This is a genomic window from Vibrio sp. 99-8-1 (assembly GCF_013114595.1).
GTDB lineage: Bacteria > Pseudomonadota > Gammaproteobacteria > Enterobacterales > Vibrionaceae > Vibrio.
In genome coordinates, this window is the sequence record NZ_VTXE01000006.1 from 59,117 (window position 1) to 79,712 (window position 20,596).

Annotated in this window: 22 protein-coding genes and 1 pseudogene; 13 read left to right on the forward strand and 10 right to left on the reverse strand. The window is 40.8% G+C overall.

All coding sequences use genetic code 11. From position 1 onward, the window contains the following. The first annotated feature begins 55 nt into the window (after positions 1–55). The 3 genes from F0227_RS04430 to ttcA all read left to right on the forward strand — a co-directional run bounded on the left by F0227_RS04430 (position 56) and on the right by ttcA (position 2,941). On the forward strand, positions 56–805 hold the full coding sequence (locus tag F0227_RS04430; protein ID WP_171751970.1) for an FNR family transcription factor: 750 nt from the start codon (positions 56–58) through the stop codon (positions 803–805). Between the two features lie 142 nt (positions 806–947). Then, complete coding sequence (gene uspE / locus F0227_RS04435; protein WP_171751971.1) at positions 948–1,895, forward strand: universal stress protein UspE; 948 nt, start codon at positions 948–950, stop codon at positions 1,893–1,895. 119 nt (positions 1,896–2,014) lie between these two features. After that, complete coding sequence (ttcA, locus tag F0227_RS04440) at positions 2,015–2,941, forward strand: tRNA 2-thiocytidine(32) synthetase TtcA (protein ID WP_171751972.1); 927 nt, start codon at positions 2,015–2,017, stop codon at positions 2,939–2,941. 77 nt (positions 2,942–3,018) lie between these two features. Here ttcA and F0227_RS04445 read toward each other — a convergent pair whose 3' ends face one another. From F0227_RS04445 to F0227_RS04455, 3 genes are read right to left on the reverse strand one after another with little or no spacing between them, the layout of a single operon-like run. Further along, positions 3,019–3,675, reverse strand: coding sequence for a DUF2987 domain-containing protein (locus F0227_RS04445; RefSeq protein WP_171751973.1), 657 nt, complete (start codon positions 3,673–3,675; stop codon positions 3,019–3,021). Between the two features lie 6 nt (positions 3,676–3,681). Then, positions 3,682–4,491, reverse strand: a complete 810-nt coding sequence (locus F0227_RS04450; protein WP_171751974.1) for a glucosaminidase domain-containing protein — start codon at positions 4,489–4,491, stop codon at positions 3,682–3,684. Continuing rightward, positions 4,484–5,386, reverse strand: coding sequence for a hypothetical protein (locus F0227_RS04455; protein WP_171751975.1), 903 nt, complete (start codon positions 5,384–5,386; stop codon positions 4,484–4,486). Before F0227_RS04455 ends, F0227_RS04450 begins: the two co-directional genes overlap by 8 nt. 302 nt (positions 5,387–5,688) lie before the next feature. Here F0227_RS04455 and potA point away from each other — a divergent pair, with 302 nt between their 5' ends. The 4 genes from potA to F0227_RS04475 all read left to right on the forward strand — a co-directional run bounded on the left by potA (position 5,689) and on the right by F0227_RS04475 (position 9,608). Continuing rightward, positions 5,689–6,798, forward strand: coding sequence for a spermidine/putrescine ABC transporter ATP-binding protein PotA (gene potA / locus F0227_RS04460; RefSeq protein ID WP_171751976.1), 1,110 nt, complete (start codon positions 5,689–5,691; stop codon positions 6,796–6,798). Continuing rightward, positions 6,788–7,648, forward strand: a complete 861-nt coding sequence (gene potB / locus F0227_RS04465; protein WP_171751977.1) for a spermidine/putrescine ABC transporter permease PotB — start codon at positions 6,788–6,790, stop codon at positions 7,646–7,648. Before potA ends, potB begins: the two co-directional genes overlap by 11 nt. Continuing rightward, positions 7,645–8,415 carry a spermidine/putrescine ABC transporter permease PotC gene (gene potC, locus F0227_RS04470; RefSeq protein WP_171751978.1) on the forward strand — a complete coding sequence of 257 codons (771 nt, stop codon included), beginning with the start codon at positions 7,645–7,647 and terminating at the stop codon, positions 8,413–8,415. Before potB ends, potC begins: the two co-directional genes overlap by 4 nt. A 152-nt stretch (positions 8,416–8,567) precedes the next feature. Further along, a complete protein-coding gene (locus tag F0227_RS04475; protein WP_171751979.1) occupies positions 8,568–9,608 on the forward strand; it encodes an extracellular solute-binding protein in 1,041 nt (346 codons plus the stop codon). Positions 9,609–9,708: 100 nt separating this feature from the next. Here the strand turns inward: F0227_RS04475 and cobB are convergent, their stop codons facing one another. Both cobB and F0227_RS04485 read right to left on the reverse strand, forming a co-directional pair. Further along, entirely contained in the window at positions 9,709–10,440 is a 732-nt protein-coding gene (cobB, locus tag F0227_RS04480; RefSeq protein WP_171751980.1) for a Sir2 family NAD+-dependent deacetylase, read from the reverse strand. Positions 10,441–10,612: 172 nt separating this feature from the next. After that, positions 10,613–11,833 carry an ammonium transporter gene (locus F0227_RS04485; RefSeq protein WP_171752062.1) on the reverse strand — a complete coding sequence of 407 codons (1,221 nt, stop codon included), beginning with the start codon at positions 11,831–11,833 and terminating at the stop codon, positions 10,613–10,615. A 437-nt stretch (positions 11,834–12,270) separates the two neighbouring features. Between F0227_RS04485 and mobA the strand changes: the two genes are divergently transcribed. From mobA to F0227_RS04500, 3 genes and pseudogenes are all read left to right on the forward strand, one after another. Then, entirely contained in the window at positions 12,271–12,855 is a 585-nt protein-coding gene (gene mobA / locus F0227_RS04490) for a molybdenum cofactor guanylyltransferase MobA (protein ID WP_171751981.1), read from the forward strand. Then, positions 12,848–13,366 (forward strand): annotated as a pseudogene (gene mobB, locus F0227_RS04495) (molybdopterin-guanine dinucleotide biosynthesis protein B); the annotation flags it as partial. The gene mobA and the pseudogene mobB, both read left to right, overlap by 8 nt. A gap of 13 nt (positions 13,367–13,379) precedes the next feature. After that, positions 13,380–13,640 (forward strand): DUF2960 family protein, encoded by a 261-nt coding sequence (locus tag F0227_RS04500; RefSeq protein ID WP_171751983.1) that lies wholly within the window; start codon positions 13,380–13,382, stop codon positions 13,638–13,640. A gap of 62 nt (positions 13,641–13,702) precedes the next feature. Here F0227_RS04500 and nagK read toward each other — a convergent pair whose 3' ends face one another. Both nagK and F0227_RS04510 read right to left on the reverse strand, forming a co-directional pair. Next, the gene (gene nagK, locus F0227_RS04505; protein ID WP_171751984.1) at positions 13,703–14,626 is read right to left on the reverse strand and encodes an N-acetylglucosamine kinase; all 924 of its coding nucleotides are present in this window, start codon (positions 14,624–14,626) and stop codon (positions 13,703–13,705) included. A 167-nt stretch (positions 14,627–14,793) separates the two neighbouring features. After that, the gene (locus F0227_RS04510; RefSeq protein ID WP_171751985.1) at positions 14,794–15,534 is read right to left on the reverse strand and encodes a tRNA-uridine aminocarboxypropyltransferase; all 741 of its coding nucleotides are present in this window, start codon (positions 15,532–15,534) and stop codon (positions 14,794–14,796) included. An 88-nt stretch (positions 15,535–15,622) separates the two neighbouring features. Between F0227_RS04510 and F0227_RS04515 the strand changes: the two genes are divergently transcribed. Further along, the gene (locus F0227_RS04515; protein WP_171751986.1) at positions 15,623–16,405 is read left to right on the forward strand and encodes a sterol desaturase family protein; all 783 of its coding nucleotides are present in this window, start codon (positions 15,623–15,625) and stop codon (positions 16,403–16,405) included. Between the two features lie 146 nt (positions 16,406–16,551). Further along, a complete protein-coding gene (locus F0227_RS04520; protein WP_171751987.1) occupies positions 16,552–16,905 on the forward strand; it encodes a DUF2750 domain-containing protein in 354 nt (117 codons plus the stop codon). A 63-nt stretch (positions 16,906–16,968) separates the two neighbouring features. On the opposite strand, the gene queC is transcribed toward F0227_RS04520, so the two are convergent. Further along, positions 16,969–17,622, reverse strand: coding sequence for a 7-cyano-7-deazaguanine synthase QueC (gene queC / locus F0227_RS04525; RefSeq protein ID WP_171751988.1), 654 nt, complete (start codon positions 17,620–17,622; stop codon positions 16,969–16,971). Positions 17,623–17,808: 186 nt separating this feature from the next. Here queC and F0227_RS04530 point away from each other — a divergent pair, with 186 nt between their 5' ends. Continuing rightward, positions 17,809–18,615: a Cof-type HAD-IIB family hydrolase gene (locus tag F0227_RS04530; protein ID WP_171751989.1), complete on the forward strand. Its 807-nt coding sequence runs from the start codon at positions 17,809–17,811 to the stop codon at positions 18,613–18,615. Between the two features lie 29 nt (positions 18,616–18,644). On the opposite strand, the gene F0227_RS04535 is transcribed toward F0227_RS04530, so the two are convergent. Continuing rightward, positions 18,645–20,087: an NUDIX domain-containing protein gene (locus F0227_RS04535; protein ID WP_171751990.1), complete on the reverse strand. Its 1,443-nt coding sequence runs from the start codon at positions 20,085–20,087 to the stop codon at positions 18,645–18,647. Further along, entirely contained in the window at positions 20,072–20,545 is a 474-nt protein-coding gene (locus tag F0227_RS04540; RefSeq protein WP_171751991.1) for a GNAT family N-acetyltransferase, read from the reverse strand. The genes F0227_RS04535 and F0227_RS04540 overlap by 16 nt, the downstream gene beginning before the upstream one ends. Positions 20,546–20,596: the final 51 nt, after the last annotated feature.

The following is a 20,596-nucleotide window of genomic DNA, read 5'->3' on the forward strand; positions in this document are numbered from 1 at the left end:
TTAGTTAAGAGCAGTGTTAAAATATTGATGTATATCAAATAGTGACTCGGAAGTTATGATTTCAGAAAAACAAGCGACTAAACGAATCCAATCCGGTGGATGTGCTATCCACTGTCAGGATTGCAGCATTTCACAACTATGTATTCCATTTACATTGAGTGAATCTGAGCTTGATCAATTAGATCAAATAATCGAACGAAAAAAACCGATTCAAAAAGGACAAGAGTTGTTTAAAGCGGGTGACGAATTAAAGTCACTATATGCAATTCGTTCAGGGACAATCAAAAGCTATACTATTACTGAGCAAGGTGACGAGCAAATTACTGCATTTCATTTAGCCGGTGATTTGGTTGGTTTTGATGCGATCAATGGCAACGCCCACCCCTCTTTTGCTCAAGCACTAGAAACGTCAATGGTTTGTGAAATTCCTTATGAAATTCTAGATGACTTATCGGGTAAAATGCCGAAACTTCGCCAACAAATTATGCGATTAATGAGTAGCGAAATTAAAGGCGACCAAGACATGATTCTTCTTTTATCAAAGAAGAATGCGGAAGAACGATTAGCTGCTTTTTTATATAATCTTTCCACTCGTTTTTCCCAGCGTGGTTTCAGTCCAAGAGAATTTCGATTAACCATGACTCGTGGTGATATCGGCAATTACTTAGGGCTTACCGTTGAAACCATAAGTCGGCTATTAGGCCGTTTCCAAAAATCTGAGATTCTAAGTGTGAAAGGTAAATACATTACCATTCTTGACCACGAAGAGCTGAAAATCTTAGCTGGAATATCTCAAGAAGAATAACTGCAAAGTGGCTCAGAAATGAGCCACTTCATATTTCTACCCTCCGAAAATTTCTTTTGCTAAAAAATTCGTTCTAAATAAGCTACATTTACTATATGTAGTTGATAACTCTTCGCTTCTACTCCATAAATAAGGAGCTTTTATGAGTATTTATAATAAAATTTTAGTCGTTGCAGATGTGAATAATGAGTCACAGCCTGCGCTGGCAAGGGCTATGCAGTTAGCTCGCAAAAGCGTATCAAAAAGCCATATAACGTTATTTCTCTCTATCTATGATTTTTCTTATGAAATGACATCAATGCTCTCACTTGATGAGCGCGATGCTATGCGTAAAGGCGTTATTCAGCAAAGAGAGTCATGGATGAAAGAAGTGGCAGCACCTTACATCGACGATAGTGTTGAGTTTTCGGTTAAAGTGGTTTGGCACAATAGGCCTTATGAAGCGATCGTTGCTGAAGTCTTTGCCGGTAACCATGAGATCTTAATTAAGGCAACACGAAAGCATGATGTTTTAGAGTCGGTCATCTTTACACCAACAGATTGGCATCTGCTTCGTAAAAGTCCCTGCCCTGTACTTTTGGTTAAAAACCATGAGTGGCCAGAAAACGGACACGTGGTAGCGTCAGTACATGTCGGTTCAGAAAACCCAACTCATCTGGAACTTAATAACTGTATCGTTGAGCAAGCTAAAAATCTCTGCTCACGACTGGATGCGACGCCTTACTTAGTAAACTGCTATCCGGTGACACCGGCAAACATTACTATCGAGTTGCCGGAATTTGATCCTACAACCTATTCCGATGCCGTCAGAGGCCATCACCTAAAAGAGATGAAGGCGCTAAGGCAAAAACACTGCATTGATGAAGAGCAGACCAGAGTAGAGCAAGGACTCCCTGAAGATATTATCCCCGCGGTTGCAAATGAGCTATCTGCCGGTCTGGTTATCCTTGGAACAACAGGACGAACAGGCATGTCCGCTGTTTTTATTGGTAACACCGCAGAGCATGTTATTGATAAAATCAATTGTGATGTTTTGGCGCTTAAGCCTGCTGGTTTTATCAGCCCTCTTGACCCAAATCAATCCGCTTAATAAAGCAACCTAATAAATAACCATAAAAGCCCTCATTGAGGGCTTTTACTACTAGCATCCTGCTAAATTATCCGTATCATACTCAGTCTATTTTTCTTAGGTTAACAGACAGCAAATTTATGACTGAGCAATCTCTCCAGCGTACTAAAGCGCAGCAATATAATTTCAATAAATTACAAAAGCGTCTTCGTCGCAATACTGGTCAAGCAATTGCTGACTACAACATGATAGAAGATGGTGACCGTATTATGGTCTGTCTATCTGGTGGTAAAGATAGTTTTACTATGCTTGAAATCCTCTTAAGCCTTAAGAAAAGTGCCCCAGTATCATTTGAACTTATCGCAGTTAATTTAGATCAAAAACAGCCCGGATTTCCAGAGCATATTCTTCCTGAATACCTAGAAAGTCTAGGTGTTGAGTACAAGATAGTTGAAGAAGACACTTACTCAATCGTACAGGACAAAATTCCAGAAGGAAAAACAACTTGTTCGCTTTGCTCTCGTTTGCGTCGTGGCATCTTATACCGTACCGCAACAGAACTGAAAGCAACAAAAATAGCCTTAGGCCACCACAGAGACGATATTATCGAAACCATGTTCCTTAACATGTTCCATGGTGGAAAAATGAAAGGAATGCCCCCTAAGCTGGTTTCTGATGATGGTAAACATGTTGTCATTAGGCCGTTAGCTTATTGTCGTGAAAAAGACATTATCAAGTACGCAGAGAAGCGTGAATACCCTATCATTCCATGTAATTTATGTGGTTCGCAACCTAACCTTCAACGCCAACATATTAAACAGATGTTGAATGGTTGGGATAAGCAGTATCCTGGTCGTATTGAGACTATTTTCACAGCAATGCAAAACGTTGTCCCTAGCCACTTAGCGGATCACCAGTTATTTGACTTCAAATCTATTAACCGAGACTCTGGTGTCATAAATGGTGGTGATATTGGCTTTGATAGAGAAGAGCTGCCTACGTCAGCACCAACAGAAGATGTCGTGGAGTTCGACCCAGCACTGCAACTGGATGTGACGAATCTATAATTCTTTAAGTTAATTTAAGTTCGGACATGAAAAAGGCTGCGATTGCAGCCTTTTTCTTCTTTAATTTGTAAACTTATTTATTTCTTAGCAGAGGGTAACCAAGGAAGAACGCGAGTGGTTTCTTCAGGAATAGTAATCGTATTGCCCTTTCCGATATCTGCTAACAGAATTCTTGCTTTACCATCTTCTATTGCTACTGACTTACCATTAGAGAAAAGAATGTTGCCTTGTGTCTCTGGGGTGAACTCCAGGGTTAAACCTTCAACCTCAGGAGTAAACCAACTGGCAAACATGCCTCCAAGGTCTTCTAACATACTTTGCATTTGCGGCAGTATGGTTTCGATTTCCTGGTAACTGACACTTCCGTTCATTGGTTGCTTAGTCATTACAACCAACGAGAAATCACAACGTTGATCCATCGGTGTACGAACAAACACCAAAGGATTAGCGCTCTTCAAGTTGCTATCCACTGGCAGAAGCACTTCTTTGGTTGGTGCTATGGTCAGTTCTTCATAATGTTTCTCTTTTTCCATCCACGCCTTTTCAATGCTACAAAGTTCTTTGCTGTCAGCGTTGATAAAAAAGAAACCGACTTTGACCTCTTCATGCCCTTCCTTTACATTGTTTTTTAACTGCGAATATAACTTTGAATAGGTAAACATGTATTCTTGGGCAGAGACATGACTTGTCGTTATCGATAGTCCGATAAAAAGCAGAGATATTATTATTTTCATATGTTATTAACTGGCTTTCCAAAATTTCTGATTTACTCGAATCATACTTTGAAGATCATCAATATATGCTTGACCTCGTTCAGAGTACTTTAAGAGTCCGTTAGTGAGCTGTGTAGCAGCGCTATCTGTTAAAATACTATCTCCGCTTGCCACAATATTCGCTCTTATCTGACGTAGTTGAGCGTACGCCTTATTGCGATTCACATTCATAAAATAGCCATGAACAGATTCAGACATAGAATCAAATTTAGCCACTTCATGACTTGCTCCTTCAATACGTTGCAAAGGAACTAAGCCGCAACCTTTGTTATAACACCATTGGCCGAAATAGTTATTTGCTTCACGCGCAAAACGTGAGGTCCCCCAAGCCGACTCATTAGCCGCTTGAGTTAATACCAATGCTTCTGGAATCAGGTTTACTTTCATCAGCATAGTGGCAAACCACTTTGAAGTGAGTCCACTGTCAGGAACCTTGCTGGCATACTTCTCACCAAGCTTCTGAGCAAAACTGATATCTGCTGACGTCATGTCATCAGAGTTAAACGCCGTCTCAATAACCTTCAGCTGAGATCGCTCTTTGCTAATACGTAGGTTCTCAGCTGCGACTGCAGGACGGAGATAATCAAAAAAGGCTTGTTTCTTTTTGTTAGCATCAGTAATGGCCGCAAAATCAGGTTTATCCTGACTAACATAACGGCTTCCCTCGCCGACACGGCTATCTACCGTGTCATCTGCCGCTCCTTCGTCTTTAACAAACGGGGCAACCAACATGGCAACAAGCGCAATTGCGGCTAATAATTTAAAAAGATTATGCATTAAATATTTGCGAACCTTTATCCGATTTATCTTTCTCTACTGGCTCGTCAGTGGAGTCATTATTGTCGTCTGAATCATTGTCATCATCGTCATTTGAGTCATCGTTGTCTGAGTGATTATTGAAACGGTCAGCTGTGTTATCAACGTCAGGAGCGATGATCTTCAAAGTAATACCAAACATATTACGATAGATAATCCCTTTCATATGGAAAAACAGCGGCAGTACCACAACCAATAAAAATCCGTACGAAATAGCTGCAACAAACAACAGCACCATCATAATTGTGTATAACCCAATGATAGGAAACAGTTTTTTGTTAACAGCACGGAAAGAGATCCACAATGACTGAATTGGTGATATTTTTTTCTCGCAGATGAGCAGTATTGAATTACTGAATGCCACAGATAAATACATAGAAAGTAATGGTATAAGCATACCACCTATCCCTTGTAGCACTAGGCTAAACAGAGTGGCGATGATGACTGGAACCGTGAACTGAAGACCCTTCAAGATATGTTGTGGCTTGCTCATTAATCCAGCACTGTGACTCATGGCCATGAGAGAGACGCCCGCATAAATCGGAGCCGAAATGACTTCATAGCTAAAATTAGCCACAAATATCGCTTCAAAAATGCCTTGCTCTATTAATTCTGGGTTATCGAACATTTGCAGTATCAAAGCGGGATCACCTATCTGCAACTTCAGTGCAAGATAAAAAATAACAAGTTGAACCGCTAGCAACGCAATGATGGCTGGAGAAAAAGAAAGAAAATGCCGGATAGTATGTTTCCACGCCTCTCCGAGCACAGAAAACATATTTAATTCATAATTTCCAGACAGTGCTTTATCAATCGAACCGCCTATAACAAAATCTTTCTCTATATTCTTATTCATATCGTATTCCGAGCAGGGAATTAGCCCTCAACTCTAAATTAAAAAATTACGCCACAGTATACCCATCTACCCTAAAGATACCAGTGCCGAGCATTGCTATGGGCTGCTATTTACTATTAACTTCTCATTACAATAGCCAAGCAATTATCAATGAGACTATTCTCACTTGATTTAACGCCATTTTAGTTAAAATAAAGTCAATAAATCCAATCAAAGTACTTTAATTTCAGCAGATCTACGACTATTATTCGCTTCGTTTATAAATCACTCAGTATATGAGTTAGCCGGGAGGTTGGCATAAGTTGAATCAGGTAGCTTCGAAAGAGAATCCAGTAGTTAAATTGAGCGGGATTTCAAAGAGTTTCGACGGTAAAGAAATCATTAGTAATCTAAATTTAGATGTGAATCATGGTGAGTTTCTAACGATTCTTGGTCCATCAGGTTGTGGTAAAACAACCGTATTAAGAATGATTGCAGGTTTTGAGCAAGTAGACAGCGGTACAATACTACTTGGAAGTGACAATGTCACTGATATCCCATCAGAGAAAAGGCCCGTCAATACAGTATTTCAGAGCTATGCCCTATTCCCCCATATGACGGTTTTTGACAACGTTGCATTTGGGCTGCGAATGCAAAAAGTCGCCAATGAAGAGATCGAGCCAAGAGTAATGGAGTGCTTACGAATGGTTAGGCTTGATGAGATGGCGCAACGAAAGCCTCACCAGTTATCCGGTGGACAACAGCAGCGTATTGCTATTGCACGAGCTGTTGTTAATAAGCCCAAAGTTCTATTACTTGATGAATCATTGTCAGCTCTAGATTATAAATTACGTAAGCAGATGCAGATCGAACTTAAGCAACTGCAACGCAAACTCGGCATCACTTTTGTCTTTGTTACCCACGATCAAGAAGAAGCTCTCTCCATGTCTGATCGTATTATCGTCATGCGAGACGGCGTAATTGAACAGGATGGCACGCCCAAAGAGATATATGAAGAGCCGAAAAACCTTTTTGTTGCACGCTTTATAGGCGAGATAAATGTCTTTAACGCGACTCCGATAAAGCGACTTGATGATAAGCGCATTGTTGCCTCCATCGAGGGAATCGAGTCAACCATTTATTATAAGGAAGCATTTACCGGTAGTGAGAGCTTGCAAGTTTTACTGCGCCCAGAAGATTTACGCCTTGAAGAGATTAAAGAGAACGTATCAAAAGGGATTGTAGGCCATGTGATAGATCGAACCTATAAGGGAATGACACTAGACTCTATCGTTGAGCTGGAATCTGGCAATAAGGTGATGGTCAGTGAGTTCTTTAATGAAGATGATCCCGATGTTGATCACTCTCTTGGTCAAAAAGTGACAGTAACTTGGGTTGAAAGCTGGGAAGTGGTACTGAAAGATGGCGAGTAAGTTTGATCTGCAGAAGCTAATTATCGCCTTGATTGTAGGTTGGTTATCGGTATTTGTACTGATCCCTAATCTCATGATCATCGTTACCAGTTTTCTGACACGTGATGAAACCAACTTAATTGAACTCACGTTTAGTATTGATAACTATGCACGCTTGCTGGATCCCCTTTATGGCAAAGTGCTGATGCACTCCTTTTATATGGCTATCGTGGCAACGCTATTTTGCTTAGTCATCGGCTACCCCTTTGCCTACATCGTCGCTAATATGCCGACCAAGTGGCGCCCAATTATGCTATTTCTGGTCATAGTTCCTTTTTGGACCAACTCGTTAATTAGAACTTACGGCTTAAAAATAGTACTTGGCACTCAAGGTATTTTAAATAAATCACTGTTAGCTTTAGAGCTCATCGATAAACCGATTCGACTTATGTATAGCGAATCAGCGGTGATGATCGGTTTAGTCTATATTTTGTTACCTTTTATGATACTACCGCTCTACTCAGCGATAGAGAAGCTCGATCATACCTATATTGAAGCTGCCAAGGATCTCGGAGCTAACAAGTTTCAAACCTTTGTTCGTGTGGTGTTGCCGTTAACAATGCCGGGCATTATTGGTGGTTGTTTATTAGTACTGCTTCCGGCGTTAGGTATGTTTTATGTGTCTGACCTACTTGGCGGTGCAAAAAATCTATTAGTCGGAAACGTAATTAAAAGTCAGGTGCTTAATGCCAGAGATTGGCCATTTGGTGCAGCCACCAGTATTGCTTTAACCGCGGCGATGGCTTTAATGCTTTATGCTTATTATCGAGCCGGGAAGTTGCTAAATAAAAAAGTGGAGCTTGAATCATGAGACGATTAATCAACTCTAGCTTTTTATTTGTTGTTTACGCTTTCTTATATATGCCCATCATAGTACTGATTGCAAACTCATTTAACGCCAATAAATTTGGCATGAAATGGGGTGGCTACACCACTAAGTGGTATCAAGCTTTAATCAACAACGACAGCCTAATGCAAGCTGCGTGGCACTCGTTAAGTATTGCGGTTTTTTCCGCAACCGCTGCGACCATTATTGGGAGTTTGACCGCCGTCGCGCTATTTAGATACTCGTTTAAAGGCAAAGGCCTCGTAAACGGTTTGCTTTTCATCGTCATGATGTCACCAGATATCGTGATGGCGATATCCCTACTCGCCCTATTTCTGGTGGTTGGCTTACAACTGGGTTTTATAACCTTGTTGGCCTCTCATATTACATTTTGTCTTCCTTTTGTGGTGGTAACGGTTTTTAGCCGATTAAATGGCTTTGATGTCAAAATGCTTGAAGCGGCAAAAGATCTTGGTGCGAGCGAATGGGTGATACTAAAGAAAATCATTTTTCCATTGGCTAAACCAGCGGTCGCGGCTGGATGGCTGCTAAGTTTTACCTTGTCACTTGACGATGTCATTATTAGTTCGTTTGTTACAGGTCCTGGCTATGAAATATTACCGCTTAAAATATACTCTATGGTTAAAGTCGGCATTTCTCCAGAGGTTAATGCATTAGCAACGATAATGCTGGTAGTCTCGTTATTGCTGGTCGTTATTTCCCAATTTCTGGCAAGAGAAAAAATTAAATAGTGAACTGAATAGAGCGTTATGCAACTGATCCTTAAAGGGGTTAAGTGTGTACAAACCTCATTTTCTTATTTAGAATCGCGCATTCAAACATGTGCTTTGTGCTTGCCACACTAACTGTCGTGGCATTCATTAACAAACTCTATGGAAATACAATGAAAAACTGGTCTAAAATTGTTTCTACTGCGTTATGTGCAGCCACCCTTTCAGCTCCAACTTTAGCTGCGGATGATGAACTCTACTTTTATAACTGGTCCGAGTATATTCCAAGCTCAGTGCTTGAAGATTTTACAAAGGAAACGGGCATCAAAGTTATCTATTCGACTTACGAGTCAAATGAAACTATGTATGCAAAATTAAAAACGCAGGGTAAAGGATATGACCTTGTAGTACCTTCTACTTACTTCGTGTCTAAAATGCGTAAAGAAGGAATGTTGCAACAAATCGATAAGCAACAACTGTCTCACTTCGCTGATCTAGATCCTAACTACCTGAACAAGTCATTTGACCCAGATAACAGCTATTCAATTCCTTATATTTGGGGCGCGACGGGTATTGGCGTCAATTCAGATATGCTAGACACTTCTGATATTAAAAGTTGGGACGATTTCTGGGATCCTAAATGGGAAGGTCAATTAATGATGATGGATGACTCACGTGAGTTCTTCCATATTGCATTAACTCGTTTAGGTTACTCTACCAATACGACTAATCCCGACGAAATCAAAGCTGCCTATGAAGAGTTGAAAAAGCTGATGCCAAACGTATTAGTATTTAACTCTGATTACCCTGCTAACCCGTATCTTGCAGGTGAAACATCGTTAGGTATGCTATGGAATGGTTCCGCATACACTGCTCGTCAGGAAGGCGCAAACATCGACATTATCTGGCCAGAAAAAGGCGCGATTTTTTGGATGGACAGCTTAGCTATTCCTACCGGAGCAGAAAATGTAGAAGCCGCTCATAAAATGATTAACTTCTTATTACGCCCAGAAAATGCGGCTAAAGTTGCATTAGAAATTGGTTACCCTACACCGGTGAAAAGCGCTTACCCATTACTGCCGAAAGAGTTTGCTGAGGATGAGAGCATCTTCCCTCCTCAACACATTATGGACAGTGGTTTTTGGCAAGACGAAGTGGGTGAAGCAAGTGTATTGTATGAACAGTACTTCCAAAAACTTAAAGTTGAGCAGTAAAAGTTGAGCAGTAAATAGCATTAAAACAAAAAGAGCGGCTTTCTAGCCGCTCTTTTTAGTTTTGATACCCAAATATATAGTCAATGGCGCTGGATCTCGTTTAAGCCTGCTTTGCCTCAACGTGGCTTAGTAACTCTTCAACCAATTGAGGAACAATCACGCTCGCTTTGCCATAACGTTTTTCTTCAAACTCCGTATCGACAGCACTTGGCTCTAAATTGATTTCGATGGTATGAGCACCATGCATACGGGCATCATGAACAAAACCGGCTGCGGGATAAACAACCCCAGATGTTCCAATGGAAATAAACAGGTCTGCTTCTTCTAGCGCAGCGTATATTTCCCCCATACGTAGTGGCATCTCGCCAAACCACACAATATGAGGTCGCATTTGAGAAGGAATTTGGCAACAGTGGCATAGTTCACCTGTAACTATATCTTCTTTATGTTCAACAACCTGAGAAGACTCAGAGCAACGAGCTTTAAGAAGTTCACCATGCATATGGATAATACGATTGGTTCCACCTCTTTCATGTAAATTGTCAATATTTTGAGTAATTACCGTCACTTGACCATCAAGGTCTGCTTCAAGTTTGCCGAGTGCCAAATGTGCCGCGTTAGGTTGAATATCATCAGATTGGAGTTTACGACGACGCTGGTTGTAGAAGTCCTGAACGAGATCAGGGTTTGCGTGAAACCCTTCAGGAGTAGCAACATCTTCAATTTTATGATTTTCCCAAAGTCCATCTTGAGCTCTAAATGTTTTGATGCCTGATTCTGCAGAAATACCGGCGCCGGTTAAAATAACAATGTTGCGATATGGAAACGACATAATAAATCCTTTTACTGACACTTATTCGACTAACTATCTAATGTTATAGACTAAGTTTAGCACTTAGCCTATAACACTAATAGTTTTAAGGTTTTAGACTATAGTCGAAATGAGCCAAAGGTCTGTACCAATCCAAGCAATGATAGCGAACTGCCACAAGCTACTAGAAATATTACTCTTCATTAATAGAACTGATTTTGTGTATTGAAAGATCGGCACCATTAAACTCATCTTCATGAGACAAACGAAGACCGGTAAGCTTGTCTAGTAGACCATACACAATCCAAGCGCCAATAACCGCGACAGCAATACCCAGCAAGGTACCGATGATCTGAACAGGTAGACTCACTCCACCTAGCCCACCAAGAGCGCTTTGACCGAAAATACCCGCAGCAATGCCACCCCAAGCTCCACAAACCCCATGTAGAGGCCACACGCCCAACACATCATCGATCTTGGTTCTGTTTTGCAAATAGGTAAATAGCCAGACAAACAGTGCTCCTGCAACTCCGCCAGTAACCAAAGCCCCCAGAGGATGCATCACATCAGATCCAGCACAAACGGCAACCAAGCCTGCTAACGGCCCATTATGGATAAAACCGGGATCGTTTTTGCCCGCAACCAATGACGCAATTATACCGCCAACCATCGCCATTAATGAGTTCATCGCCACTAAACCACTAATGCCGTTAAGCGTCTGGGCTGACATAACATTAAAGCCAAACCAACCGACGCTAAGGATCCACGCACCAAGGGCTAAAAAAGGAATATTAGAAGGGGCAAAGTTAGTATGTTTTCCGGCTCGAATACGCCCTTTTCGCATGCCAAGAAACAGAACCGCAACCAAGGCAATCCAACCCCCAACACCATGAACAACCACAGAGCCTGCGAAATCGTGAAAACCAGCTCCAAAGGTGTTTTCTAACCATTGTTGTACGCCGTAGTTACCGTTCCATATCATGCCTTCAAAAAGCGGGTACACGACTCCAACTGTAAAAAAGGTGGCCAACAATACCGGATAAAATCGTGCCCTCTCAGCAGTACCACCGGATACAATCGCAGGGATGGCCGCCGCGAAAGTAAGTAAAAAGAAAAACTTAACTAACTCGTAACCATTGCCGGCCGATAAGGTTTCCGCGCTATAAAAGAAATGAACATCATAAGCCACCCAATAGCCGATAAAGAAATAAGCGATGGCAGAGATGCCAAAGTCCGCTAAAATTTTTACCAGCGCATTCACTTGGTTTTTCTTTCTAACGGTTCCAACTTCGAGAAACGCAAAACCCGCATGCATCAAAAACACCATTATCGCTCCCAGTAAGAGAAACATAGTGTCAGAACTTTGGGTGAGCGTTTGTACTGCACCTTGTACTTGAACCATAGAATTACTCATTTGCCATTCGACTCCATCTTCTTCCGCACCTTCTAAGTGCATTATTGCTAAACCATCATCCCAGACAGTTTAAATCTTCGCGTTAACGCTAATAGAGCAAAAGTTGTTCCAGATCGAATTTTATTAACTGCACTACTGTAGCTATGGATTATAGTTTTGTTTTATAAGTAAATAATGACTAATTGCACCATAATGAGTGAATGAGCTATTCAATCGATTAGCAAAACAACGCCCTAATTTGGGGACGCTGCACTAATATAGAGCATCAATTCTGACTGGGGCTTAATCCGTTATTTTGGCAAGTAAAACTCGTAAAAATAGAGGTTGTAAGAATCGTGAACGAATAACAGAAAGTTTATTGCTCGCTGTTTGGCTATCTGACTTTAAATAGTGGTAAAATGCCGCCAAGCGAACAACAGATAATAATTAATATAAATATGCTTAGAAATAACATTAACTGGGTAATTTTAGCCGGTGGAAAAGCGAGCCGTATGGGTGGCGGAGACAAAGGTCTAATCAAGCTCAATGGTACTCCGCTGGTCGAGATCGTTTATAACGCTTTATTACCACAAGTATCCCAGCTATACATCAATGCAAACCGTAATATCGAACAATACCAATCCTACGCTCTCGTCATTAAAGATAATATGCAGGACTTTCAAGGGCCGTTAGCAGGCGTACACTCTTGTCTTACTGAAATTGATCAAGAGTGGATTGGTTTTACTCCCTGCGATAGCCCTAATATTCCGTCTGATTTAGTGGAAAGATTAGCGGCAGCTATCGACAACGAAGTAGAGATAATCGTGGCTCACGATGGTCAATATCCACAGCCTGTATTTAGTTTGTGGAATAAGAGATCGCTGCCGGCATTAAGCGCTTTCTTAGAAAATGGCGATCGCAAAATTAAATTACTGCTTAACCAGTGTAAAACGACGTTTGTCGATTTTTCTGATATACCAGAGACCTTCATAAACCTAAATACACCAGATGAACTGAAAAAATTTGGAGAAACACATGAGTGAACTCCCTAACCTTCCCTTACTCGGCTTTGCCGCTTTTAGTGGTACGGGTAAAACAACATTATTAGAAGCTCTACTGCCTGTTATTAAAAAACAGGGAATACGTGTGGCTGTTCTTAAGCATGCTCACCACGATTTTGATTTAGATACACCAGGAAAAGACAGTTACAGATTGAGAAAAGCGGGCGCTGATCAAATGTTGGTGGCGTCGGGGCAACGACATGTTCTTTTTACCGAAACGCCACAACAAGAAGAAAGCTTTGAGTATCTATTGAACATGTTTGATCATTCAAAACTTGATCTTATTTTGGTAGAAGGCTGTAAGAGTTTATCATTTGATAAAATTGAACTGCACCGTGAAGCTGTTGGAAAACCTTGGTTATATCAAGATGACAGCAATATCATCGCCATTGCAGCAGACACTAAAGTGGACTCGAAACTTCCACAAATGGACATCAATGACATCAACACTATTGCTCAATTTGTTGTTGAATATGTAGCAAAATTTAATAAAGGTTAATATAACAATGGCTCGTACCATCTTATACGTATATAAAAAACAAGATAAAACCTTGCAGTTTTCTTATGAAAACTACCGCACGATTCATGAAGCAGTAGCAGATGCTGAAGGGATAGACATTTCTGAGTTCTTAAAAATGGAACAGCAAGTTCAGGCCGTATCGGATACGAAAGCGGCAAGGGATTATCGAGATAATTACTTTAAGAAGCTTGGTTTTGGAAAGATCACGCTTGCCAAAAAAGAGAACCGAGGCGTCGGCGACAAGTAGAAAAAAGTAGAAAAATAGAGAGGGTTGCGCATGCGACCCTCTTTGCTTTTAAGCTGCGATGACTACTTAATATTTAAGAATGCCGCACCACGAACACCACCTGAATCGCCATGTTTAGCCTTGACAATTTTAGGTACTTTCGCAACAGACATTAAGTATTTAGGAATACGTTTTGGCATCTCTTGATAAATGAGATCGTAGTTAGATAAACCTCCACCTAATACAACCACGTGAGGGTCAAAGCCAGTAAACAAGTTGGCAAAACAGATGGCCAGCAACTCCATAAAGCGATCAACATGCTCTACCGCGTTTTTATCACCTTCCTCATGAGCCTTGATGATATCAATCGCTTTTTTCTTCTCTTGGTAGTAGTGCTGATAAAGTTGCTCAAAGCCGCGTCCGGATAAGTAGTTATCTAAACAGCCTTTTTTATCACAACCGCAATCGAACAGTGGTGCACTTTTTGCTAAATCATTGTCGCCAAGGTGGAACCAAGCATCAATAGGTAAGCGCATATGCCCGACTTCACCCGCAACGTTATTTCTTCCAGAGAAGATCTTGCCTTCAAAAACAAATCCACCACCGAAGCCGGTACCTAAAATTAACCCTACAACAGACTTCTCTTTTTGTAGTTCTTCATCCCAAGCTTCTGAAAGTGCAAAACAGTTGGCGTCATTCTCAATTTTTACTGAGCGACCGATGGCTTTTTCTAGGTCAGCACGTAATGGCATTCCTTTGGCTGCAGGTACATTTACCGTTAATACAGTGCCATCATCGGCGTCTTCCATACCCGGAAGGCCTATGCCGATAGTTCCTTCTGTAGCAAATTCCTTGTCGTATTTTTTAACCAAACCTGACAGCGTATCAACAAGTTTGTGATAATCATCTACGGGTGTCGGTACTCGCTCAGTAGCGATGCGTTCAAGTTTTTCATTAAACGCACCAAACTCAATTTTAGTACCGCCAACATCAAATCCGTAATACATTGTTCTCTCCTAAAAAAAGTCCCAAAATGAGGACAAAAATAAAACTCTAGCATTATCCATATAGTCAGGCCTACAATCCGTGATGTAGAGCAGGTTTGTTTTTAGTTAGACTTATACACGTTTAGAATTCAATCAGTTTTCGTCCCTGTCCACTCATCACGCTGACACTAAAAAAGCTTATCCTGCTCAGATCTATAACTTTGTAATACCGGCCTAGTGTAATCACGTTTCAATCTCGTTTTACTGATTAAATAGCTTTCTCTAAATACAGTGAACCACTGTTGCAGAACGTCTGCTGCATGATGTTCTCCTGCACTACTTAATGCCAAAGTGGCCACTTCGGCTGTTGATAACTGATTGTCCTTTTCAGCTTTTCTCATTAGGTATTGAGAAACGGATTCAGGCTGAAATGACAATACCGGCAATGCGTGTAAATAAGGTGATTTTCGAAAAATTTTACGCGCTTCACGCCAACTACTATCTATAAATATAAGTAGCGTCGTTTTATCTTGCTGCTCACTATGCGCTTGCTGACACTGATGAATCACACGCTGTTTATCATCAACATACTCTTCAGGAAAAACAACCATGGGTGAGTATTCGGTATTCGCCAGCATCTCTAATAGCTTTCGATCGGGCTCCGTTCTGTTCCACTGAAATACCGAGGTGTTTTTTACAACATCTGCAATTAATCGACCTGTGTTACTTGGCTTTAATACTTCAGAATCAGACATTAACAAAATCACTGCGACTTTGCTGTCTATGTTTGGCTGAAATTCACAAATGCAATATTGCTTATCGACCCTGCAATAAACACAACGATCCACTTTGGATCCTCTTGCATTAAATGGTTTTGTTGCGTTATTTAAACGCTGCTCAATGAGCTTATTTACCGCATGTATGCGCATAAGATTATAATATGCTGGCTAATTACTGGAAATATAGACTGATTGTACTTACAGTAGAGTGAATATCAAAGAGTAACGGAACAGTTGTATGCAAGATCCTTCCATTATCCGTCTGTTTTTTTTCATTGTAGGTTTTAGTCTGTTTGCCGTATGGGAGACCAAATTCCCACGCAAACAGTTAACCCAAAATCGCGCTGTTCGTTGGCTTAACAATTTAGGTTTGATTGGTGTTAATAGTATCTGCACGGCACTATTAATGCCCATTGTTGCTTATCAGGCTGCGTTATTGGTAGAACAGCATGGTATCGGTTTGTTTAACATGATTTCGCTGCCTTACCCATTGGTGGTGTTCGCATCTGTGGTTCTACTTGATCTCGCCATTTATACTCAACATGTTGTTTTTCACTACTTTCCGATTTTGTGGAAGTTGCATCGCGTTCATCATGCGGATCAGGATATTGACGTCACCACCGCAGCCCGTTTTCACCCCATAGAAATTATTCTGTCACTCTGGATAAAAATAGCCTGTATTACCTTGTTAGGAGCACCGGCGATTGCCGTATTAATATTTGAGGTGTTGTTAAACGTAAGTGCAATGTTCAACCACAGTAATGGACGTATGCCACTGGCGCTTGATAAACAGTTACGAAAACTATTTGTCACTCCGGACATGCACCGTGTGCACCACTCAATTAAAATAAAAGAGACCAATTCTAACTTCGGTTTTTTTCTCTCTATTTGGGACAGAATGTTCTCAACTTATATCCCTCAGCCAGAACTGGGGCATGATAAGTGTGTGATTGGTATTGATGCATTTAGAGAGCCTAAGGAGCAGCATTTAAGTAAAATGCTAACTCAGCCATTTAGGTAATAAAAAAACGTGCAAGCCAAAGAAATAGAAGGAAATTTGGTTTTTATCCTGAGTTGGTTGCTATTTATGACTGTAAATAACAAATTACTACTAATATACGCTAAAAGTGGTAACCTTAAGCAAAATTTGATCACAAGGCTAAACTTATGACTACTCTTACATCCGATGTTGAAGCGAACCTAGAGATTTTTATCTCTAACACCAAAGAAACCCAGCTAGTTTGGGGGTTGAAAAATAAAGAAGAAGATTGGTTGGCGTGTGACTCATCAGAGTTCGAAAACAGCGAAGTAATGCCATTTTGGTCAAGTAAAGCCGATGCTGAAATTCACAACGTAGAAGAGTGGCAAGAGTTTGATGTGTGTGAAATTCCTCTTGACGTATTTGTGGAAGACTGGTTGATCACGCTTTCTGAAGATGGTGTTTTGGTTGGTATCAACTGGAATGAGCAGCTAGAAGGTAAAGAGTTAGAGCCTAGCGACCTAGCCAAACTTTATTTATAATCCGTATCTAAAAATGCAGCGTATAACGCTGCATTTTTTATTCTCGCTATCAATGAAAACGAGTTACTTCTCTGAAGCTAAATACTCTTCTAGTCCTTTCTGCCTCAATATACACGCAGGACAATCACCACAGCCATCGCCTATTAGGCCGTTATAACATGTTAAGGTCTGCTCCCTTACCAACTGTAATGCATTATATTGATCAGCTAATGCCCAGGTTTGTGCTTTGTTCAACCACATCAACGGTGTCTCAATAACTAACTTTTTATCCATTCCTAATACTAAAGAGTGGTTAATAGACTGTATAAACTCATTACGGCAATCAGGGTAGCCTGAAAAGTCAGTTTCACACACACCGGTAATTATCGTATCTGCCCCTACCTGATAGGCATAAATTCCCGCTAAGGTTAAAAACAGAATATTACGACCCGGAACAAATGAGTTAGGAACCCCCTGCTCGTTCAACTCATGTGAAACCGCAATGTCATCGCGAGTTAAGGAACTAATAGCCAGTTCATTGAGTAACCCTACATCCATTATTTTATGAGCACTAATACCCAGCTGTTTTGCTAACTTGGTCGCGACCTCAATCTCTTGTTTGTGTCTCTGGCCATAGTCAAATGTTATTGCGTGGACCTCATCAAACTCACTAATTGCTTTAACCAGACACGTGGTTGAATCTTGTCCACCACTAAATACCACAACCGCTTTTTTCATTTTTTACCTGCTTAATACTTTGCTTAATACCGTCTCAATGAACGAAAAATTAAGACGGTTTAATATTGTTTGCGACAGTAATCCACTATTAATTGATGGTCAACAACAAGTTTTGCTGGTTATCCCTTAAGAAAATGAATATTCTCAGTTTTCAGGTATTTGCTCAACGTCAGCAGGAAAATAACAATGTACAAATTGATCGCTCTTGATATGGATGGAACCTTACTGAACAGCGATAAAGTGCTATCAGAAAGAAATAGACAAGCGATAGCAGAAGCACAAGCTCAAGGCGTGACGGTTGTTCTTGCATCGGGACGGCCGCTACAAGGGATGAAGTCCATCGCAGATTCACTAAACATGACATCTGACAACGACTATATCGTCTGTTACAACGGTTCATTAGTTTATCGGGCGTCAGATAATGAAGTTGTTCGTCAAAATATAATGACGGGCAAAGAGGCTAAACGAATTTCTCAACTGGCCAATCAACTCAATGTCCATCACCACGCTTTTAGCGTAACAAAAGGGCTTATTACACCAAAGCTCAACCCTTTTACGGGTCATGAAGCCACGGTTAACGGTTTAACAATTAATCAGTTTGATTTTTCTCAATTAGACGATAATGAAGCCATTATCAAAACCATGTTCGCCGATTCAAAAGAGACATTAGATCAGGTCGTTAATCAAATTCCCGCGGCTTTTTCTGAAGAGTTTACCCTAGTACGAAGTGCCACCATTTTTTATGAGTTTCTGCATAAAAAAAGCAACAAAGGTCTTGCGGTGGAAAGCATTGCTAAACAACTCAATATCCCATCAGAACAAGTTATCTGCATGGGTGATGCTGAGAATGATCACCATATGATCAAATATGCGGGTTTGGGGGTCGCAATGGGGAATGCCACTGAAGAGACAAAAGCCATTGCTGATTTCATCACTGACAGCAATAACGACTCGGGTGTTGCCAAAGTCATTGAAGAGTTTGTCTTAAAATAATTAGGCCCTGTGCCAAGAGCCCTTGGTTGTTATGAACGAGTTGGTTTTCTTGTTTTATAAAATAGTACCGCCAAAATCACCATTATTGACGGTACGAAAGCGAGATTAACTAACAAACTGTATTTCCCGCTGTAGGAAACCTGCTCTTCTAACCAATCAAAAGCTGCTGAGTGAAGCAACACAACGACAATTAATACCGTCAATATGTTCATTGACACCGACACTTCAAACTCTTTTTTTACTCGTGATACAAATAGTGCCACCGACAAGCATAATACACTGATACTATTTACATAACTTGAGTAAGACAAATAACTCAGCAGTCCTGCAATCACCGCAATAACTAACCAAAAAGTGGCGTTAAAAAGCCAATCGCCATATCTCTGTGCCACGTTTCTATCTAAGCGAATAAAGTTCCACGCCAATACGCCTCCTAGCGTTACTCCTGCCAATAGAGCCATAACATATTGACTGCCTAAATAAACTCCCGAAAGACTATAACTTACGATAACCGCTATCATCATTAGCGTGACATTGTTTGCACTCTCAAACATCAGTTTATACTGCCGAGTGACGATAATTCCCGTAGCCGTCATCACCACAGACACAATATTTGGCATCGAAAATCCATACATAGCACCCAGCTTAATTGACGGCAAATACTCATAAGGGCGAGGCAAAGCGATACCAAGTTGTAATATAAACGCGATAATGCCTGAACTGGCTATTAACAAGACAACTTTCAAAGCGAAACGAACGCCAAACAGTAACGTTATCAACACCATAGATAGCGTAAGTGTCAAACGATTAAAAGAGGACTCAATAAACTGGGCACTTTGATTAATCGCGCCTTGCCAAACCGTCGGTAGTGTCTTTACAGCTCTCTGCATAGACGCAATAAACTCAACCTCGATTTGCTGCCAATAAGAAGCAAAGTTCAGCATATCGTCAACATAATCGACAGGTTGATCTTTCGCCGAGACAAACGCTTTTTTAATGGTTGGCCATTGTGATGGATAGCGGTAATCACGACTCATGACATTGCTCGGTGACACCAGTATTACCTGCTTTGTCTCGATTCCATAATGTGGCGCTATCCATGAAGGAACTGTGCGACGAGATAAAGAGTCTAGGTATGTTGATACAAGCAGGCTTGAATCAAGCTGACAATCAAATATATAGGCAGAGTCTGTCTGTTCTAATCGGTTGCCTACGGTAACGATAATACCGGTTTCTTCCCACGTTTCTCTTTGTGCCGCTATTGATGCTGATTCACCGCGATTAATCGTTCCCCCCGGAAGAGAGAGCTTTCCGGTAATGACCTCTTCTACCAACAGTAATTGCTCATCCACTTTAAGTAGACAAAGAGCACCTCGTATATGACTAGCGTCATTAGCAAACAGTGAAAACGAGGCTAAGACTGAATACAGCAAAATTGCAGTATGAATAGCTAGAATTAAAGATCTTTGCATAGCCAATGAATATGATGGCTAAAGCCATTTTTCTTATAAAAAGTTATTGCAGCTTGATTGAAATGCCACACTTCGACAAACACCCTTTTCACACCAAAATCATCAAACATATTTTGAAGTTTATCCATTAGTAAGGTCGCCACAGACATGTGACGATACTTAGCTAAAACGTATAGTTCATCAACACTTCCCATAGTAATAGGCTTGCTAATCGGTGAGATTAACTCGCAAAATTGCCCGGTAATGAAACCCACAATATTATCGCCATCGATTGCCACATAAACCAGACATTCGGGATTATCAAGATAACGAGCGATGCTTTTTTCTTGTTCGATCTCTTCTGCAGTTTTTATATGCTCTGGCTGCTCATCATGATGAAACTGATGAAGCTGATACATTAGTGTGTTTAACACCTCTAGGTCAGATAAATTGGCAGCTCTAATTTGAATGCTCGACAAAACTTATGTCCATGTTGACTGATGCTTACAGTATAGGTTGCTTGATGATAT

Bases quoted from the DNA above. Each gene is read 5' to 3' on its own strand.
- F0227_RS04430 (WP_171751970.1), top strand. From the start codon at position 56: ATGATTTCAGAAAAACAAGCGACTAAACGAATCCAATCCGGTGGATGT.
- uspE (WP_171751971.1), top strand. From the start codon at position 948: ATGAGTATTTATAATAAAATTTTAGTCGTTGCAGATGTGAATAATGAG.
- ttcA (WP_171751972.1), top strand. From the start codon at position 2,015: ATGACTGAGCAATCTCTCCAGCGTACTAAAGCGCAGCAATATAATTTC.
- F0227_RS04445 (WP_171751973.1), bottom strand. From the start codon at position 3,675: ATGAAAATAATAATATCTCTGCTTTTTATCGGACTATCGATAACGACA.
- F0227_RS04450 (WP_171751974.1), bottom strand. From the start codon at position 4,491: ATGCATAATCTTTTTAAATTATTAGCCGCAATTGCGCTTGTTGCCATG.
- F0227_RS04455 (WP_171751975.1), bottom strand. From the start codon at position 5,386: ATGAATAAGAATATAGAGAAAGATTTTGTTATAGGCGGTTCGATTGAT.
- potB (WP_171751977.1), top strand. From the start codon at position 6,788: ATGGCGAGTAAGTTTGATCTGCAGAAGCTAATTATCGCCTTGATTGTA.
- potC (WP_171751978.1), top strand. From the start codon at position 7,645: ATGAGACGATTAATCAACTCTAGCTTTTTATTTGTTGTTTACGCTTTC.
- F0227_RS04475 (WP_171751979.1), top strand. From the start codon at position 8,568: ATGAAAAACTGGTCTAAAATTGTTTCTACTGCGTTATGTGCAGCCACC.
- cobB (WP_171751980.1), bottom strand. From the start codon at position 10,440: ATGTCGTTTCCATATCGCAACATTGTTATTTTAACCGGCGCCGGTATT.
- F0227_RS04485 (WP_171752062.1), bottom strand. From the start codon at position 11,833: ATGAGTAATTCTATGGTTCAAGTACAAGGTGCAGTACAAACGCTCACC.
- mobA (WP_171751981.1), top strand. From the start codon at position 12,271: ATGCTTAGAAATAACATTAACTGGGTAATTTTAGCCGGTGGAAAAGCG.
- F0227_RS04500 (WP_171751983.1), top strand. From the start codon at position 13,380: ATGGCTCGTACCATCTTATACGTATATAAAAAACAAGATAAAACCTTG.
- nagK (WP_171751984.1), bottom strand. From the start codon at position 14,626: ATGTATTACGGATTTGATGTTGGCGGTACTAAAATTGAGTTTGGTGCG.
- F0227_RS04510 (WP_171751985.1), bottom strand. From the start codon at position 15,534: ATGCGCATACATGCGGTAAATAAGCTCATTGAGCAGCGTTTAAATAAC.
- F0227_RS04515 (WP_171751986.1), top strand. From the start codon at position 15,623: ATGCAAGATCCTTCCATTATCCGTCTGTTTTTTTTCATTGTAGGTTTT.
- F0227_RS04520 (WP_171751987.1), top strand. From the start codon at position 16,552: ATGACTACTCTTACATCCGATGTTGAAGCGAACCTAGAGATTTTTATC.
- queC (WP_171751988.1), bottom strand. From the start codon at position 17,622: ATGAAAAAAGCGGTTGTGGTATTTAGTGGTGGACAAGATTCAACCACG.
- F0227_RS04530 (WP_171751989.1), top strand. From the start codon at position 17,809: ATGTACAAATTGATCGCTCTTGATATGGATGGAACCTTACTGAACAGC.
- F0227_RS04535 (WP_171751990.1), bottom strand. From the start codon at position 20,087: ATGCAAAGATCTTTAATTCTAGCTATTCATACTGCAATTTTGCTGTAT.